Below are 18219 nucleotides of genomic sequence, written 5' to 3'. Positions count from 1 at the left end.
CGCCCATGCAGAGGCTCAAGATCAACCCGCCCGTATTCATCGGCGCCTCGATCATCATCGTCGCCTTCGTCGCGCTGGCCGCGCTCGCGCCGGGAGCGGCCGAGAACGCCTTCCGCGACCTGCAATCCGCGGTGCTCGACCGGTTCGGATGGTTCTATATCCTGGCAGTGGCGATCTTCCTGGTGGTGTCGCTGCTGCTGGGCTTCAGCCGCTTCGGCACCTTGAAGCTCGGCCCCGACGATGCCGAGCCGGATTTTCCCTATCTCACCTGGATCGCCATGCTGTTCGCCGCCGGCATGGGCATCGGCCTGATGTTCTTCGCGGTCGGCGAGCCGATGATGCATTTCAGCGCGCCGCCGGAAGCCGCGCCGCGCAGCATTCCGGCCCAGCGCGAGGCCATGCTGGTCACCTTCTTCCATTGGGGCATCCATGCCTGGGGCATCTATGCGGTGGTCGGTCTCTCGCTCGCCTATTTCGGCTATCGCTACAACCTTCCCCTCACCCTGCGCTCCGGCCTTTATCCCTTCCTGAAGGAGCGCATCAACGGCTGGATCGGCCACGCGGTCGACATCTTCGCCATCGTCGGCACCATCTTCGGGCTCGCGACCTCGCTCGGCTTCGGCGTGCTGCAGATCAATGCGGGGCTGGATTATCTGGTCGGCCTGCCGATCTCGGCGACCACGCAAGTCACGCTGATCGCCGCAATCACCGCCGTCGCCACGCTGTCGGTCATTACCGGCGTCGATCGCGGCGTGCGGCGCCTGAGCGAGCTCAACATGCTCCTCGCCGTCGCGCTGATGCTCTTCGTCCTTCTGGTCGGGCCGACCGGCCAGCTGCTGAAGGACCTCGTGCAGAATATCGGGCTCTACCTCGACAACATCGTGTTGAAGACCTTCAACATCTACGCCTACGAACCGCGCCCCTGGATCGATTCCTGGACGCTGTTCTACTGGGCCTGGTGGATCTCCTGGTCGCCTTTCGTCGGCATGTTCATCGCCCGCATCTCGCGCGGACGGACGGTGCGGGAGTTCGTCACCGCGGTTCTGTTCGTGCCGGTCGGCTTCACCTTCCTGTGGATGACCACGTTCGGCAATTCGGCGATCTTCGTCGACACGACCATCGCCGGCGGCGCCCTTGCCGAAGCGGTCTCCGCCGATGTGGCCGTGGCGCTGTTCCACTTCCTCGACTACCTGCCGCTCGGCGCCGTCACCTCCAGCATCGCCGTCGCGCTCGTTGCCGTCTTCTTCGTCACCTCCTCGGATTCGGGATCGCTGGTGGTCGACACCATCGCCGCGGGCGGCGAGACGGACACGCCGGCCATCCAGCGGGTCTACTGGTGCGCCCTGGAAGGCGTGGTGGCGGCCGTCCTGTTGCTCGCCGGCGGTCTCGCCGCCTTGCAGACGGCCACCATCGCCAGCGCGCTGCCCTTCGCCGTGGTGATGCTGATCCTGTGCTGGGGGCTGTTCCGCGGCATGAACAGCGACCTGGCGCGACGCGCGGCGCCCGTCGCGATCGCCCATCCGACCGCTGAGCTCTCCTGGCAGCGGCGGCTCGGCCTCATCCTGCACACGCCGGCCCGGCCGGACATCGCGCGCTTCATCGAGCAAACCGTGGAGCCCGCCCTGGCATCGGTCGCGCACGAGCTGGCAGCGCGCGGGCGGGCCGGCTCGATCGAGCACGACGGCGCGGCGCTTTCCATCAGTCTCGTCGTGCCGGCGGAGGGCATGCGCAACTTCGTCTATGGCGTCCGGGCGGCAGAGCATCGGCTGCCGACCTTCTCCGCCCTCGACGCGACCGTCGGCGAAACCCGCCACGAAGCCCGCACCTTCTTCAGCGACGGCAGCCGCGGCTACGACGTCATGGGCTTCTCGCGCGACCAGCTGATCCACGACGTGCTGATCCAGTTCGAGCGGTATCAGGCGCAGGTCCAGTCGGCAGCCGCGGCACTCTACGCCACCGCGCCGGAGCACGAACAGGCGGCGGAAGCCGGCCGCGGCTGAGACGCCCGCCCGCGAAGGAAGGCCTCGGCATCCGGGCCCCGCAAGTGCAAACCGGGCCCCACTATGCTACGCTGCCGGCCCTCTAATCGGGGCGGGCATGCCGATCGAATTTCAAGGCAGGGGCCGGCCGCTGACGCAGAGCGGCTTCCACGCCGCGACCGCGGCGCTCGACGTCACGCCGGCGGCTCTCTGGGCATTGATCACGGTGGAGACGCGCGGCTTCGGCTATCTGCCGGACCGCCGGCCAAAGATCCTGTTCGAGCGCCATATCTTCCACCGGCGCACCGGCGGCCGGTTCGACGCCACCGCGCCGGATCTCAGCTCGCCGGATGCCGGCGGCTACAGCGGCGACGCGGCGGAATACGACCGCCTGGCCCGCGCCATCCGGCTCGACCGGAAGGCAGCGCTGGAAAGCGCCTCCTGGGGCCTGCCGCAGATCATGGGCTTCAACGCCGAGAGCATCGGCTATGCCTCGGCGGAGGCGATGGTCCAGGCCTTCCTCGACAGCGAGGACGCGCAGCTCGACGGTGCGGTGCGCTTCCTCACCGCCAATACCGCGCTCGCCAAGGCATTCCGCGCGCATGACTGGGCAACGGTGGCGCGGCACTACAACGGCAAGGATTTCGCAAAGAACAAATACGACATCAAGCTGCGCGACAGCCACGATCGCTATGCCGCCGGCGCCGCACCCGACCTCGCGATCCGCGCCGCCCAGGCCCGCCTGACCTATCTCGCCGTTGATCCGAGGGGCGTCGACGGCGTGCTCGGCAACGGCACGAGGGGCGCACTCCGCGCCTTCCAGAAGGCACAGGGCCTGCCGGTGACCGGCGAGCCGGACGAAGCAACGCTCGCGCGGCTCGAGGCGCTGGCGGATTAGGCGCCGCTCAGCCCTTCGGCACCGAGATCCCGGCGGCGGCGAGCTTCTCCAGCGCCCGCCGGCGGGCCAGGCCGCGGTCGCGGTCCGGCACGTAGATCAGGCCGGCGATGCGGCGCACCAGCATGTCCTCGTGCGGGTCCAGCACGCCGTCGGCATAGGCGACCTTCCACAGCATCTCGATCACCTGCACGCGCTCTTCCGCGCTCATGCTCTCGACCACGCGGTGGGTGAACGGGAAGTACTGCGTCGAGTTCTTCACCGCCGCCTCGGCCCGGACCACCAGTTGATGCGCCTCCTCCGCGCCGAGATCGAATTTGGCCGCCAGCATGCGCTCGATTACCGCGCGCTCGGCCGGGTCGAAGGTGTCGTCCATGCGCGCCGCCTCGACCATCAGCGCCGCGACCGAGAGCTCGAGCTTCTCGTCGAAGCTCGACGTTGCCGGCGCCTCGGCCCCGGTGACGAAATCCAGCACGCGGTCGATCAATCCGAACATGTCGTCTCCATCGGCTTCAGCCGATCTCGCCCGTTTGGCAGAATTGTGGCCGCCGGCGGGAGAGCCTAGTCAAAGCTGTTGGCCAGCGCATAGGTGGCCTGGTCGGTAAACACCCCCGGCGACCCGCGATTCTGCGCCCAGAACGCATCCATCGCGGCTTCCATGCCGGCCGGCGCCTTCAGCCCGAGCGCAACCGACCACTTGATGGCGCCCCGCATCATCCCCGTATATGCCTTCTGGCCCGTACCGATATTGTCGCCTGGGAACTTGATCTCATCCCAGGAGCGGATCTTCGAGATCGGCGACCGGTATTCCGGAAAATAGTTGCCCCAGATCGCCGTGCCGGCGAGATAGCCCTTCGGCGCCTGTGCGATGCTGACCCTGGCCTGGTCGAAGAACTTGAGCCAGTCCTCGATGCAGGCTGCGGCATCGCGATCGCCGCTGAAGGTGAAGTCGAGCGCTGCCGCGGTCATCATATAGGCCGCCTGCCAGCTCGAAACCGTCGGCTGGGACGGCCAGAAGCCGTTCGCCCGCGCGAATGGCGAGAGCAGCGCGGGATCCGCCTTGGCCGCCTTCAGCCAGTCCCAGGACACGGCGTTCACCTCGGCGAACATCCGCCTGACATCGGCGCCGCGCACGCGGGCCGGCGACAGGCCGAACGCGAAGGCGGTGTCGCGCAACCGCCAAGCGAAGCTGCGCAGATTGCCGGCCTCGGTATCGCGCAGCAGCGACTGGCGCAGGCCATAGGCATTGACGCGCTCCTGGATCGCGCAGGCGCCCGCCGCCTGCTCGTGGATCAGGTCGAGGAATTCGCGCCTTCCGGTGATCATGTAGGGATAGGCGTTCGGCGGCTTGTGCTCCCACGCCCAGGCCCCCTGCGCCCGCGTGGAATGCGCCGGCGGATTTACGCCGCGGCCGTCGAAATATGGCCCGGACGGGCGGAAGCGCCATTCGGCGGTCGGGCCGAGGCCGGGATGATTCGAGCCGGTGAAGTTCGGCACGTTTCGCGTGTCGGATCGGCGCAGCGACCAATGCCGCACATCGGCATACATCAAACCGTGCACGATGACGGTGCGGAAGCTCGTGGCATCCTGCCGGGCGAAATCGGACGCCTGCCAGCCGTCGATATAGCCGATCTCGTGCCGCTCGCCCCCGGAATCCTCCGAGCCGATGTAGTCGGCGAAGGCATGCGGGTAGTAGCTGCGCGCCGGCACCGGCGCCGCAACGATCTTCAGGTCGCGCGGGCCGAACAGCCGCGTCTTGACCCGATAGGCATTGTCATAGACGTGGCGGCAGGTCGTCTCCGTGCCGCTGCCGGGCACGAAGAGATATTCGCCCGCCTCGTCGGCGCCGAACGGCCCGCCGGCATACCAGTCGACATACAGCGCGGGATAGAGCGTCGTCGTGCCGCTGCCCGCGCCGGCGGAGATCGGTTTGGCATTGCCGACAGCGTCGGGAAAGCTTCGATGCAGCGACACTTTGTTCCGGTCGATCGCACGCACGAAATATGCGGTATCGGCGGCGAGGCCGGGCCAGGGCGCGCCGCCATCGGTTCCGATATGGGCGGCATAGACCCCCGCGCCGAATGGCGGCGTGCAATCGGCGGTGCTGTCGACGGCAAAGCTCCCGCCTGCGGCGCGCGTCAATTTCTGCGGACCGATTTTGGGCTTGATCGTGCGAAGCGGCGTCGTGCCGTTCAGCAGCGTCAGGTCGCGGAACACGACGGTGTCGATCGGATGCGTGCGCGAGCTGACATCGACCCAGCCGTTGTAGAGCCGGGGCAGAATGCGATAGCCGAACACGCCGCCCTTCTCGTCCTGCAGGACGGCGACGTAGAAGCAGACGCCGCATTGCGCATGATCGGCGCGCCCATTGTTGAACGGCGCCCACACTTCGTAGTAGGCGCATGGTCCGCCGGAGCCGACCAGCGCGTGGCGACCCGCCTTCACGCCGGCATTCAGCGATGCCGTCCATTGGCCGGCGGGCATGTTGCCGAGGCCATCGCCCACCAGCTTGAAATCGGTCTTCGAGGTGATGTCGGCGAGGCCGAGCGCACAGGGCGGCGGCACAGCGCCGCCGCGCTCCACGATCACCGGCAGCGAGCCGCCCGGCGCAATGCCGGCCGGCACGCGCAGCACCAGGCCGAGAAAGCTGGTCGATCCGTCCGGGTGCAGCGCCTGGCTGTGCATCAGCGCCGGCACCGGCTTGCCGTCGGCGAGGCGGAAGCGCGGATAGGCGCCGCCCGGCAGGTCGCCGGGCGCGAAGGCGTGGCCGATGAAGCGCGTGCAGAAATTGGCGGGCTGCGCCGCGCGTGCCGCGTTGACCAGCGTGAGCGTGGTGAGCGACGCGCCGCCCTGAGACTGGGCCTGGGCCTGCGCCTGGGCCGCGCGGCTCGCGCCGGCCGCCCCAAGGGCCAGCGCGGACAGTTTCAGCAACTCGCGCCGATTCATGCCGCCTCCTCCCTGGTGAGAAACAAGAGAGCAGGATAGTCCATCCGGCGCGCCGGCGCGCGTATCAGGTCGCGCGCGCGCGACTGATCCCAAGCGTCAGAATGCGGTTCAGCAGGTGGCGGTATTTCAGGCCGTCATGCGCCGCCGCCTCGGCGAATTCCTCGCGCTGGGCGATCTCGGGATTCGGGTTGGCCTCCAGGAAATACGGCACGCCCTCGGCGGTCAGGCGGAAATCGATGCGGGCATAGCCTTCCAGCGACAGCGTGCGGAAGATGCGCTTGGCCAGCCGCTGGATGCGCGCCACCAGCTCCGGCGCCAGGCCTTCGGCCGGGCCCTGCAGAATGCCGCGGCGCTCCTGATAATCGGGATCGTGCTTCGCCCGCTCGGTCGCGATGTTCTGTCGCATGTCGCCGAAATCCAGCTCCCAGATCGGCAGCACGCGCAGCCGCTCGTTGCCGAGCACGCCGACATACAGCTCCCGCCCCTCGATGAACTGCTCGGCGATGGCATGCGTGCCGATCCGCTCGTGGATGAAAGCGACGCGCTCGGCGAGCTTCTCGTCTGAATCGACCAGCGAGGCCTGGGCGATGCCGACCGAAGCATCCTCGCTCAGGCTCTTGACGATCAGCGGCAGGGCGAGGCGCGACGGCCGCTGCACCTTGCGCCGCATCGGGAACACGGCGAAGGCCGGCACCGGGATGCGGTGATAGGAAAGCAGCTTCTTGGAGAGATCCTTGCCGCGCGCCAGCATCAGCCCGCGCGGATTGCACCCGGTATAGGGCACCCGCATCAGCTCGAGAAAGCTCGCCACGTTCTGGTCATAGGCCGTCTCGCCGTGGAACTGCTCCAGCAGGTTGAACACGACATGCGGCTTCCACTCGTCGATCGTGTCGCGAATCGGCTTCAGCTCGTGCTGCACGGCGAGCGGCTTCACGTCGTGGCCGGCCGCGCGCAAGGTCGAGATCACGTCGTACTCGGTCTTCCAGACGTGGATCTCCTTCTCGCTGAAGCCTTTCAGCGAATCCGGCGGCATCAGGTCCGGGTGGAGGAGAACGAGGACGCGCAAGCGCCTCATAGGGCGAACCATCTCCGCCGCGACGGGCTATAGAGTGAATGCACCGTCTTCGCCGTCAGCAGCACGGTGAAATCCGTCTTCAGCTGCCGCTCGTTGCCCGCCGCGCGCAGCTTCAGCTCACGGCAGCGCACGATCATGTCGTCCAGCACGGCGTCCAGGGTCAGCTGATATTCTCCCGTCCACTTCGAGACCATCTGGCGGATCTTCGCGCGGTTATGCCGGAGGAAGGTGGAGGCGGCAGGCCATGATCGGTGCTTCGGATCGTCGGAGAAGATGCGCAGCAGGTCGCGGTCATAGGCGGTCGGCGAATCGACCGCATACAAAGCCTGCTTCTTCTTGTAGTGCTCGGCAAGTGTGCGGCCGAGGCGGTTCAGCGGGTCGACCTTGATCCGCCGGGTCAGCAGCGGCTTCGCGCCGGCGATCTCTGCCATCAGCTCGTCGACATATTCGAGCTTCCTCAGCGCCGGCCACTCGGCATAGCGCTTGCGCCAGTCGGAGCGCGGCCGGAGCCAGACCGCGAAGGTCTCGGCGAAATCCTCGTCGGGGTGGCTCTGCGCGTACCACAGCCGCAAGTGCTGCACGTAGTTCTTGCTCGCCGGGTTCGGCCGGTAATAGCTCGGATAGCGCGTCGACGACCGGCCGAACAGCTCCTGCCAGCGCCGCCGCCGATGCAGCTGGAAGGCGTGCTGCACCACGTGCCCGGCCTCGTGGCGCAGGATGCGCATGCATTCCGGCACCGTGCCGCCCTCGACATCGATGATCTTCTTGCGCTCGAGCCGCATCAGCCGGGGATGCGCGAGATAGAACGGCACGGCGATGCCGGGCGTGCTGTCCGGGCTGAACCACTCGTCGGAGATCCAGGCATGCGGGCGGACGCGCAGGCCTCGGCCGTCCAGCTCGCCATAGAGATCGTGCAGGCAGCCTTCGAGCCAGGTGCCTTCGATGGTGACCTTCAAGTCCTTGAGCCGGAGCTCGAGCAGTTCCTCATCGGGCAGCTTGGACCAGGGAAACCGTCGTGGCATCGCACCTCGGCGCCGAAGAAGCCTTTGCGACGATGCTACACGCTGCGCGCCGGCCGGCAAGCCGACGCCGCACTCAGCGCAGCTCGATCGCCTCGAAGGTCAGGAGCTGGGGGTCGCCGCAATTGTCCCGGATGACGATCCGCACCCGGTCCGCCTCCACCCCGGCCGGCAGGGCCATGGCGGCGGCGCCGTCCGGCCCCAGCCGGCAGCCGGTCGAGAGGGCCGCCGACCCCTCCGGCCCGGCCTCCCCGACCCGCCAGCGGATCTCGATATTCCGCGGCATCCGCTCGACGAAGACCGCCCGGCCATAGCGCTGCGCCACCACAACGGCCTCGCGGAGCGGCCGTGGCCGCCAATAGGTGACGTCCAGGGTCACCGGGTAGCGCGGCGGCGCCTCGGCATGCCAGGGGGGCCCAAGATGGCCGCGGCCGAAATGGGCAAGCGCGAGCGGCACCGCCCCATGGCTCGACGAGGCCACCGCCACAATGCCGATATTGGCGAGGCCCCGCATGGCATCGCCCCAGACCGGCAGGCGCTGGTCCGGCGGCACGGCCGGCGCCCCGGCCCAGCCGATCCCGTAGCTGCCATCGGCCGCGCGGTTCAGGTCGAGACGGCTCGCCGGCAGGCCGCGTTCGGCCAGGATCCGCTCGGTCATGCCGCGCAGCCCGTATTCGGTGCCGCGCGAGGTGGTCAGGATGCTGTACTCGTCGCCCGGCACCAGGGTGTTGCCGGTCGGCGGAAAGAACTTCACCGCCGCGAAGCTGCCGTCCAGCCAGGGCTGCAGCGCCCCGCGCAGGAAGGCGAGCTCGGCGGTCGCGGTCTGGGCGTAGTAGCGCACGGTGTTGAGCTGGGCGAAGGCGGTGCCGGCCGCCAGCAGCGCCAGCGACACCGCCGCGGCCGCGAGCCGGCGCGGCAGCACCAGCGACAGCACCGCGATGGCGCTCCAGCCGAGCAGGAACTGGAACGCCGTCACCAGGCCCGACAGCACCCGGTTCCACGGCCCCGGCCCATAGACGATGAAGAACGACCCAAGCCCGGCCGCCGCCAGGCCGAGCAGCGCCAGCTGGCCGAGCCCGGCACGTCGGGTGCCCGGCTCGGTCCACCAGCGCGTCGCGCGGCCCTGGCGCAGCAGGGTGACGAGGCCGGCGAGCCCGATCAGGGCGCCGAGCGCCAGGATGTAGTGGCGCCGGGCCACATGGCTTTCGAGGTCGAGCAGCCAGAGATCGACCGCGCGGTGATAGATGACGCCGTACAGCGCGCGGAAGTTCTCGACGAACCGGGCCGGCGACGCGATCTCGACCTGCCGGCTGTCGGCGGCGAGCGGCGAGGCGTGCCGGACCGCCGCGATGATCGCGTCCTTCACCAGGTATTTGTGCAGCAGGAAATAGGCCGCCATCGCTGCCAGCATCAGCACCAGCGCCACCAGGCAGAACCGGCGCGTGCGCGGCCCGGGCGGCGCCAGGAACAGCGCACCGACCACGAAGGCGAAGCCGCCGATCACATAGACCTGGTAGAAGAACAGCGAGCCGAGCAGCAGCAGGAATGCACCGGCACCGACGAAGATCGCCGCCGCCGCCCGCGCCCCCGTGGCGCTGGCGAGCATGTGGAGCGCGAGCGGCACCAGCGGCGCCGCGACCGTCTGCGTCACCGAGATCCCGGTCGAGGCGAAGACGCCGAAGCCGGGCGCCAGGAACATGGCGACCCCGGCCCAGAGCGCCACGATCGGCGCGAGGCCGAGCTCCAGCATCAGCGCCGTCGCGATCGCCGCCGCGACGCCGATCGCCAGCACCGAAACCAGACGGGCCGCCGGCCAGAACCAATCCGGCCGGATCGTCCCGCTCTCGTAGAGCGGCCTGAGGACGCAGCGCGTGGTCTCGGCCGAGAGCGGCCGGCCGATCCCGACCAGGGCGATGTACTCGTGGGTGTCGCGGCAATCGGCGGCCGGCTCGAAGCGTTCGAGCCAGTAGTCGTCATGCACCTTGAAATCGGCGGTCGCGACCGGGAGGTAGGCGCCGAGGACGATGCCGAAGGCGGCGGCAAGAAGGCCGAGGCGGGCATACCATCCGGGTCGCGTCGTCCCGCCCATCGCAGCGCCCCCCGGCTGAATCACTGGCCCGCGCGAATCATCTGTCCCCGATCCGCACCGGTTTAGGAGCCGCGGTTTTGCCAAGGCAAGGCATTTCGCCGGCCCGGCGCGCCACAAGCTTGGGCAATCGGCACGCCCCGCTGCCGCTTCCGGCGGCATGCCGGCGCCCGCGGACATGCCGCGACGGCGGCATCCGGATCTGGCATCCGCCTTGCGTTGCGATCCGCGACCGCGCCACCGCAGGAGAGCGACATGGATATCGGCGTCTTCATCCCGATCGGCAACAACGGCTGGCTGATCTCCACCACCTCGCCGCAATACATGCCGAGCTTCGACCTCAACCGCGAGATCGTGGCCCGGGCCGAGCGCTACGGGTTCGATTTCGCCCTCTCGATGATCAAGCTGCGCGGCTTCGGCGGGCCGAGCCAGTTCTGGGACCACAACCTGGAGAGCTTCACCCTGATGGCCGGCCTCGCCGCGGTTACCAGCCGGATCAGGCTCTACGCCACCGCGGCGACGCTTGCCATGCCGCCCGCCATCGTCGCCCGCATGGCCTCCACCATCGACAGCATCTCGCACGGCCGGTTCGGCCTCAACGTGATCACCGGCTGGCAGCGGCCGGAATATTCCCAGATGGGGATCTGGCCGGGCGACCACTATTTCCACCGCCGCTACGACTATCTCGGCGAATACGTCCAGGTGTTGCGCGACCTGTGGGAGACCGGACGCTCCGACCTCAAGGGCGAGTTCCTGACCATGAGCGACTGCCGCCTGTCGCCCCGGCCGCAGGCCCCGATGAAGATTATCTGCGCCGGGCAGAGCGATGGCGGCCTCGCCTTCTCGGCGAAATACGCCGACTACAATTTCTGCCTCGGCAAGGGCATCAACACGCCGACCGCCTTCGCCCCCGTCGTGGAGCGCATGCGCGAGGCCGCCGCGGCGGCCGGCCGCGAGGTCCCCGTCTATGTCCTGCTGATGGTGATCGCGGACGAGACCGATGAAGCGGCGCTGGCGAAATGGGAGCTCTACAAGGCCGGCGCCGACCGCGAGGCGCTCGGCTGGATGACGCAGCAGATCGCCGCCGACACCCGCCCCGCCGCCAACACCAATGTCGGCCAGATCGCCGCGCCCGAAGGCGCGGTGAACCTGAACATGGGCACGCTGGTCGGCTCCTATGCCTCGGTTGCCGCCATGCTGGACCGGATCGCCGCCATGCCCGGCGTCGGCGGCGTCCTCCTCACCTTCGACGAGTTCGTGCAGGGCGTGACCGATTTCGGCGAGCGCATCCAGCCCCTGATGCAGAGCCGCAAAGCCGCCGCCACCCTCGCCGCCTGAAAGGATCAAGCGATGCCGAAGACCGCCATCATCCCGCCCGGTTCGGGCAAGCCGCTCCCCCCCTACTCGCCCGGCACCTTGGCCGACGGCGTGGTCTATGTCGCCGGCACGCTCGCCTTCGACAAGGACAACAACGTGCTGTTCCCGGGCGATGCCGCGGCGCAGACCCGGCACATCCTGGAGACCATCAAGAGCGTCATCGAGACCGCCGGCGGCACGATGGACGACGTCACCTTCAACCACATCTTCGTCACCGACTGGGCGCATTACGGCGCGCTCAACAAGGTCTATGCCGAGTACTTCCCGGGCGACAAGCCGGCCCGCTACTGCATCCAATGCGGCCTGGTGAAGCCGGGCGCCGTGGTCGAGATCGCCTCCATCGCCCATATCGGCAAGCGGTGACCCTCCATTTCGAACGGCACGGCCGGACCGACGCGGTCGAGACGGTGCTGCTCTCCGCCGGCCTCGGCGGCGCCGGCGGCTTCTGGGCACCGCAGATCGAGGCGCTCGGCCGGCGGTTCCAGGTCATCACCTACGACCAGCGCGGCACCGGCCGCAGCAAGGCCGACCTGCCGGAGAATTACAGCATCGACGCAATGGCGGAGGACGTTCTCGACGTCATGCGCGCGGCGGGCGTCGCGCGCGTGCACCTCGTCGGCCACGCTCTCGGCGGCCTGATCGGCCTTGCGCTGGCGCTCCGCCGGCCCGGGGCGATCGGCAAGCTCGTCCTGATCAACGCCTGGGCCGCGCCGGATCCGCACACCGCGCGCTGCTTCGCCGCGCGGCGCCGGTTGCTGCAGAACAGCGGCATCGCCGCCTATGTCGAGGCGCAGCCGATCTTCCTCTATCCGTCCTGGTGGCTCTCGGCGCATGCGGCGCAGGTCGAGGCCGAGGTCGCGCACGGCATCGCGCATTTCCAGGGCACCGACACCTTGCTGAAGCGGATCGACGCCCTGCTCGCCTTCGACATCGCAGCCCGGCTCGGCGCGATCGCGGCACCCGCGCTCGTCGTCGCGTCGAAGGACGACGCGCTGGTGCCCTATACCTGCTCGGAACGCCTCGCCGCCGGCCTGCCGCGCTGCCGCTTCGAATTGTTCGAGCATGGCGGCCACGGCATCACGGTGACGGCGGCGGCGGCCAGCAACGCCGCGATGCTCCGCTTCCTGGCCGACCAAGGTTAGCGCGGCGCCAATATATGGCCGGCTAAAAGCAGCCGCGCCGACCGTGAGTTGCGGAACACCGGGTTTCCTCACGAACCCCAGATCACAACTTACGTTCTGCCGGAATTTTGGTCAGCGTCCTTAACAATCCTTTCAATGCCGGGGGCCCATTACATGCCGGCCGCGCGAGGCTTGCGTCCGCCGGTCAGCGTGGAAAAGAAGGTCGTCTCCGATGAAGATCCGGGTCATGTTCAACGCCGCGGCCGCCGCCGTCGGCGCGCTCGCCGTGGCTGTCGGCGGCTATCTGGTGGCGGTGTCGTGGTCGGAGATGTCCCGGGCTGAGACGGCGACGCGTCTCTCAGCCGCCTATGGCCACCTGCTGGTCGTGCCGCAGCGCATGCTGCTCGAACGCTCGATGATGACGCGCGCCATGAGCGCGACCGATGACGGCAAGGCGCAGCGCGAAGCGCTGGCGAAGAGCCGCAAGGAGCTGGACGCATCCTTCGACGCGACGATCGGCGCCTTCGGCCGCATCCAGGGCGACGTGCCGGCCGACCTGCTGGCCACCTTGCAAACCGCGCGCAAGGAGAACGCGGCGATCCGCAACCGCGCGGACGAGATTCTCAAGCAGGAACGCCCGGAGCGCATGAAGGTGCAGCCCGAGATCACCACGGCGCAGTTCAAGATCCAGAGCAAGCTGAACCCGATCATCGACACGATGGAGCGCCGGATCACCCTCGCCGATGCGGCGGTCGGCGAGCTCGCCACCATCGGCCGCACCGTGCTCGACCTGCGCGAATCCGGTTCGGCGACGGTGATCCCGATCGGCGCCGGCGTCCGTCAGGGCCGGCCGATGACGCCGGAGGAGCTGGGCCGCGCCGATCGCGGCCTCGGCGCCCTCGATGCCATCCGCGCCCGCCTGACGTTGCTGGTGCAGCAGCTCGACGAGAGCTCGCCGGTGCGGCGTACCTTCGCCGACATCGACGCCAAGATGATGCAGCCGGTGCGCGGCAAGATCTTCTCCACCATGGAAGAGTCGCGCGCGGCGAAGCCCTACACGCTGAATCAGGCCGGCTGGGACAGCCAGGTCATCGACCAACTCGCCACCATGTTCGCCATCCGCGACGCCGCCATCCAGTCGCTGAACGATCTCAGCGCGGCACAGGTAAGCGAAGCGCGCCTGGCCCTGCTGCTCGAGGCGGGCGCCCTGCTGGTGGTCTTCGCCGGCCTCGGCGTCGCCACCCTGATGTTCCAGCGCAAGGTTATGCTGGCGCTGGACCGCATCGCCGGCGTGATGGGCGAAGTCGCCCGCGGCGACTTCACCGTCGAGATCCCGGACAGCCAGCGGCAGGACGAGATCGGTCAGCTCGCCCGGGCGCTCGCCGTGTTCAAGGAGAGCGGCATCGAGGCCGAGCGCCTGCGCGCCGAGGCCGAGGCGACGCGCCAGCACCAGGAGGCCGAGCGCGAAGCCGCCCGCGCCGACCAGGAGGCGCAGCGCGCCGAGGCCCAGGCGACCTTGGAGCGCCGCCTGCGCGAGGCCGAGGACGCCATGCGCAAGGCCGAGGCGACGCGCGCCGCCGAAGCGCAGCGCGTCCAGGCCGAGGCCGAGCAGCAGCGCAAGTCGTCGATGCTGAAGCTCGCCGATGCCTTCGAGAGCTCGGTCGGCGGCATCGTCGGCCAGGTCGCCCATGCCGCCAACGAGATGGAGCAGGGCGCCGGCATGCTCTCCTCCACTGCCGACGAGACCTCGCGCCAGGCCGCTGCCGGCGCCTCGGCCTCGCAGCAGGCCTCCGCCAACGTGCAGACGGTGGCCGCCGCGGCCGAGGAGCTCAATGCCTCGATCGCCGAGATCAGCCGCCAGGTGCAGAGCGCCAGCTCGATGGCCGGTCGCGCGGTCAACCGCGCCGAGCAGACCAACCAGCAGGTCCAGGGCCTGACCGAAGCGGCGCAGAAGATCGGCCATGTCATCAAGCTGATCAGCGACATCGCGAGCCAGACCAACCTGCTCGCGCTCAACGCCACGATCGAAGCGGCACGCGCCGGCGAGGCCGGCAAGGGCTTCGCCGTGGTCGCGTCGGAAGTGAAGAACCTGGCCAATCAGACCGCCAAGGCGACCGACGAGATCGGCCAGCAGATCGCCGCCATCCAGGGCGCCACCGGCGATGCCGCGGGCGCCATCGCCGAGGTCGGCCGCATGATCGGCGAGTTCAGTCAGATCGCCACCTCGATCGCCAGCGCGGTCGAGGAGCAGTCGGCCTCCACCGCCGAGATCGCCCGCAACGTGCAGCAGGCCGCGGTCGGCACCCAGGAAGTGTCGCAGAACATCGACGGCGTCACCTCGGCCGCCGGCGAGACCGGCAGGGCCTCGACCCAGATCCTCGGCGCCGCCTCCGGCCTGTCGCGTCAGGCCGGCACGCTGCGCGAGGAAGTCGGCCGCTTCCTCGGCCAGATCCGCGCCCCGTAACGACCGACGTAGTTACGTTGAGAGGCAGGAGCGGCGCCGCAACGGCGCCGCTCCGCCTTTTCCTATCGCGTGACCGCGCCGGTCATCCCGTCGATGCGCACCCTCGCTGGCACACCGGCGCGGCTGACATCGGCCCGGTAGACATTGCCGGACCGGGTCACCACGCCGACACGGTCGTAACCCAGCAGGCGAAGCTGCTGCGCCACATAACCGGTATCCATGTCGTCGCGCGCGGCGATGTGCTGCACCAGCGGCACCGAGCCGTCGGTCACCCGGCCGGTCAGGGCATTGACGCGGACGGTGACCGGATTGGGGCCGCGCTGCGCCGGCACGGTCCAGATATTGCCGCGCCGGTCCACGGCACCGAGCCCGGTATAGCCGAGGCTTGCGAGCTGCGCCCGGACCGCCGCATCGCCGGTCGCCGGCGTGACTGCGATCGCCGGTGCGCCCGTATCGTCGCTGATCCGGCCGGTGCGGGTATCGAGCACGAGGCGCACCGGCTCGCCCTGATACAGCGCCACGGCGCGCACGATATTGCCGGACTGGCGGAGCGCCGTGATCTGGCTGAAGCCGACGGATTCCAGAGCGCGGCGCGCCTGCTGCGGCGTCGCATCCGGGGCGACCGGCGCGGCGCCGGGAAGCACGGCCGCCTCGGCCGCCACGGCGATCAATGTACCAACGGCCAAAGTCGCAAGAGCAAATGTCTTCTGCACGGGGGAACCTCCTGACTCGAAAACCGCGTCGCGTAGCGAGGGCGATATGGGTCAGTGAGGGACCACGGCAAAGCTCGCGCGCCGGAATGTCACAGCGGCAGATGTCACGCCTGCGTGGCTTGTCCCATGGGCGTATGCGTGTCGGATGGGCGCGCGGATCGCGGCCCTCACCGGACTACGCCGGATGCGCGCGCAAATGCTCCAGCAGCAGCGCATCGACCTCGGCCGGCACCTGGTCGGTGATGAAATGGCCGATGCCGGGCAGTTCGACGAAGCGGAACGGCGCCTGGATCTGCGCCGCCGTCCCCTCGGCGGCGGCGCGGCCGACCGTCGCGTCGGCATCGCCCCAGAGATAAAGCACCGGCACGTCGATCGGGCCGAGGCTGACGCGCAGGCCCTCCTGGGCGCGGTACCAGGCCAGCGCCGCCTCCATCGCTGCCGCGTTGCCCAGCACGCCGACATAATCCTCGACCGCCGCGGAAGGCACGCCGGCCTCGGATAGATTCCGCCGCAGCCGCCGCGCGCCCTCCTCCAGCAGCAGCCGGCCGGTATCCGGATTGAGGAACGCGCGGTGATGGCGCGACCGGTGCTTCTGGTCGCCGTCGGCCGCCTGCAGCGCAGCGACGAAGGCGGTCGGATGCGGCCGCGACAGGATGGCGAGGCTGGCGAGGCGATCGGCATGCCGCGCCGCCACGCCCCAGGCGACCTGCCCGCCCCAATCGTGCCCGATGAGATGGAAGCGCCGCTCGCCCGCGCCCAGCGCCTCCGCGATATCGAGCACGTCGCCGACCAGGCGGTCGTAGTGATAATTGGCGAGATCGGCCGGGTCGGGCCGCGCGCCCGGCGAATAGCCGCGCTGGTCCGGCGCCACCGCCAGGTAGCCGGCCGCGGCCAATGCCGGCACCTGCGCCCGCCAGGTATGGCGCGATTGCGGATAGCCGTGCAGCAGCAGGACCAGCGGCCCATCCGCCGGCCCCTCTTTCCAGGCATCGAAGGTCAGCCCGGACCGCGTCCGGATCTGGTGCAGTTGCAGCACTGACGGTTCCTCCCACGCTTTTGGCGAAGCTAGCACGGACGGCAACGTCTGACCCGCTTCCCATCGTGCCCACGCACGACGCCGATCTTGTATTTGCGGTGAACATCTTGTATCATACGGCACTCTATGATGGATGCTGCCATGTCCGAAGCCCATATTCCCCGGAGGCGCTCGCTGGCCGAGTGGTCCTACCTGTACCGCCGGGAGCACGTGCTGCGCGCCGTGCGCCATCCGGCGCTGACCCCGGCGGCCAAGCAGGTGCTGGTCGCGCTCAGCGTCGCGGTGGACGACCCTTTCATTCTGCCGGAACGGCCGCCGGTCCGGGCGCTCGCCCGGCATCTGGCCTTGGCCGAGCGGACGGTGCGGCAGGCGATCGCCGAACTGGTCGAGCAGCTCTGCCTGACCTTGCGGCCGAACGGGCATTTCTTCCGCCCCGGCGAGGGGCCGCCGGCCGATCCCGCCGAACAGCCCGAGCTGGCCCGCGAATGGGCCTTCCTGAGCGAGGCCCGGGCCGAGCCGAGCCCGGCGGAATATCTCGACACGCTGGCGAGCCTGCGCGACCGCGCGGTGGCGGCGAAGCGGATCGCGACCGCCGTCTCGGCCGAGCGCGCCCTCGGCCGGGCGCTCCTGGCAGGGGAACAGATGCGCCACCCGGACGCGGCGCCGGCCGAGCCGCCTGAGGAAGAGGCCCCCCTCGGCGCGCCCGAGGCGGCCAACCTCGTGCTGGTCTCCAAGGTCAATGCCGACCGGGCGCTGGCCCCCGCCGCCCGGCATGCCCTGATCGAGGTCATGCTCGACCGCGCCAAGGACCCGGTCGACTTCCCCGAGGACGACCGCGACAAGAGCTGGGCCTTCCGCATTTCCCGCCGCCACGGCATCACTGTGCGCGGCGCCCGCAAGGCGCTGGCCGAGCTGGAAGACCTCCGCCTGATCGCGCAGGCGCAGGGCGATGTCTGCGTCTATGAGAGCCGGATCGAGGAACGAATGCGCCGCGGAACGGACGCGCCGTCCCGGCTTCCCTTATGCGAGGGCCTCGATCCGCTGCAGGCACACCGCCACCGGATGGAGCGGCTGCGCGACCTCGCCCTGGAACAGGGCCTCGTCTCCACCGCGCTTTCCGCCCACAAGGCCATCGGCCGCGTGCTCGGGATCGGCGGCGCGAAGCGGAACACGCGCGCCGCGCCAGAGCCGAAGCCGGCCCCGCGGCCCATCGCGCCGCCCGCGGTCCATGCGCAGTTCCTCCCGGTGATCCGCAACATCCTCGACATCGATCCCGACGCCGGCCGCGTCATGCTCGACGTGCTCAAGCAGATCCGCGCCGAGGAAGCCGCACCGCCATAAGCCCTCCCTCGACGAAGCCGGGGGAGGGTTGGGTGGGGGCTTTTGTGTTGGTCCGAACTGGTTAGATGTCGGACAGAGTAGACCGGATAGATGCCTGACAGTTTTTGTGGGTCGGCGGGAGGGGTTTGCCGATGCCATGGAAAGAGACGAATGAGATGGACGAGAAG

14 protein-coding genes are annotated in these 18219 nt (G+C 69.2%); 7 read left to right on the top strand and 7 right to left on the bottom strand.

Annotated elements, in window-relative coordinates; genetic code table 11:
• Positions 1 to 5 precede the first annotated feature (5 nt).
• Together DT074_RS22850 and DT074_RS22845 are read left to right on the top strand one after the other, a co-directional pair.
• On the top strand, positions 6 to 2000 hold the full coding sequence (locus DT074_RS22850) for a BCCT family transporter (protein WP_119422183.1): 1995 nt from the start codon (positions 6 to 8) through the stop codon (positions 1998 to 2000).
• Between the two features lie 97 nt (positions 2001 to 2097).
• Positions 2098 to 2877 (top strand): N-acetylmuramidase domain-containing protein, encoded by a 780-nt coding sequence (locus tag DT074_RS22845; RefSeq protein WP_119422182.1) that lies wholly within the window; start codon positions 2098 to 2100, stop codon positions 2875 to 2877.
• A 7-nt stretch (positions 2878 to 2884) separates the two neighbouring features.
• On the opposite strand, the gene DT074_RS22840 is transcribed toward DT074_RS22845, so the two are convergent.
• From DT074_RS22840 to DT074_RS22820, 5 genes are all read right to left on the bottom strand, one after another.
• Positions 2885 to 3370 (bottom strand): tellurite resistance TerB family protein, encoded by a 486-nt coding sequence (locus DT074_RS22840; protein ID WP_119422181.1) that lies wholly within the window; start codon positions 3368 to 3370, stop codon positions 2885 to 2887.
• A 65-nt stretch (positions 3371 to 3435) separates the two neighbouring features.
• A complete protein-coding gene (locus DT074_RS22835; protein WP_119422180.1) occupies positions 3436 to 5820 on the bottom strand; it encodes a hypothetical protein in 2385 nt (794 codons plus the stop codon).
• A 64-nt stretch (positions 5821 to 5884) separates the two neighbouring features.
• A complete protein-coding gene (locus tag DT074_RS22830) occupies positions 5885 to 6895 on the bottom strand; it encodes a D-alanine--D-alanine ligase family protein (protein ID WP_119422179.1) in 1011 nt (336 codons plus the stop codon).
• Positions 6892 to 7917 carry a putative zinc-binding metallopeptidase gene (locus DT074_RS22825; RefSeq protein WP_119422178.1) on the bottom strand — a complete coding sequence of 342 codons (1026 nt, stop codon included), beginning with the start codon at positions 7915 to 7917 and terminating at the stop codon, positions 6892 to 6894. The genes DT074_RS22830 and DT074_RS22825 overlap by 4 nt, the downstream gene beginning before the upstream one ends.
• Positions 7918 to 7990: 73 nt before the next feature.
• Positions 7991 to 10003 carry a hypothetical protein gene (locus tag DT074_RS22820; RefSeq protein ID WP_119422177.1) on the bottom strand — a complete coding sequence of 671 codons (2013 nt, stop codon included), beginning with the start codon at positions 10001 to 10003 and terminating at the stop codon, positions 7991 to 7993.
• Between the two features lie 252 nt (positions 10004 to 10255).
• Between DT074_RS22820 and rutA the strand changes: the two genes are divergently transcribed.
• The 4 genes from rutA to DT074_RS22800 all read left to right on the top strand — a co-directional run bounded on the left by rutA (position 10256) and on the right by DT074_RS22800 (position 14962).
• A complete protein-coding gene (gene rutA / locus DT074_RS22815) occupies positions 10256 to 11338 on the top strand; it encodes a pyrimidine utilization protein A (RefSeq protein ID WP_119422176.1) in 1083 nt (360 codons plus the stop codon).
• A 12-nt stretch (positions 11339 to 11350) separates the two neighbouring features.
• On the top strand, positions 11351 to 11740 hold the full coding sequence (rutC, locus tag DT074_RS22810; protein ID WP_119422175.1) for a pyrimidine utilization protein C: 390 nt from the start codon (positions 11351 to 11353) through the stop codon (positions 11738 to 11740).
• On the top strand, positions 11737 to 12519 hold the full coding sequence (gene rutD, locus DT074_RS22805) for a pyrimidine utilization protein D (protein WP_368744858.1): 783 nt from the start codon (positions 11737 to 11739) through the stop codon (positions 12517 to 12519). The genes rutC and rutD overlap by 4 nt, the downstream gene beginning before the upstream one ends.
• A gap of 211 nt (positions 12520 to 12730) precedes the next feature.
• On the top strand, positions 12731 to 14962 hold the full coding sequence (locus DT074_RS22800; RefSeq protein WP_119422173.1) for a methyl-accepting chemotaxis protein: 2232 nt from the start codon (positions 12731 to 12733) through the stop codon (positions 14960 to 14962).
• A 62-nt stretch (positions 14963 to 15024) separates the two neighbouring features.
• Here the strand turns inward: DT074_RS22800 and DT074_RS22795 are convergent, their stop codons facing one another.
• Both DT074_RS22795 and DT074_RS22790 read right to left on the bottom strand, forming a co-directional pair.
• Entirely contained in the window at positions 15025 to 15675 is a 651-nt protein-coding gene (locus DT074_RS22795) for a hypothetical protein (RefSeq protein WP_162915123.1), read from the bottom strand.
• Between the two features lie 175 nt (positions 15676 to 15850).
• Positions 15851 to 16711 (bottom strand): alpha/beta fold hydrolase, encoded by an 861-nt coding sequence (locus tag DT074_RS22790; RefSeq protein WP_162915122.1) that lies wholly within the window; start codon positions 16709 to 16711, stop codon positions 15851 to 15853.
• 141 nt (positions 16712 to 16852) lie between these two features.
• On the opposite strand from DT074_RS22790, the gene DT074_RS22785 reads away from it, so the two are divergent.
• On the top strand, positions 16853 to 18052 hold the full coding sequence (locus tag DT074_RS22785; RefSeq protein ID WP_162915121.1) for a hypothetical protein: 1200 nt from the start codon (positions 16853 to 16855) through the stop codon (positions 18050 to 18052).
• The last annotated feature ends 167 nt before the right edge of the window (positions 18053 to 18219 follow it).

The organism is Desertibaculum subflavum, assembly GCA_003576705.1.
Lineage (GTDB): Bacteria > Pseudomonadota > Alphaproteobacteria > Ferrovibrionales > Ferrovibrionaceae > Desertibaculum > Desertibaculum subflavum.
The sequence above is the reverse complement of the archived record's forward strand: the minus strand, read 5'-3'. Positions and strand labels throughout refer to the sequence as shown.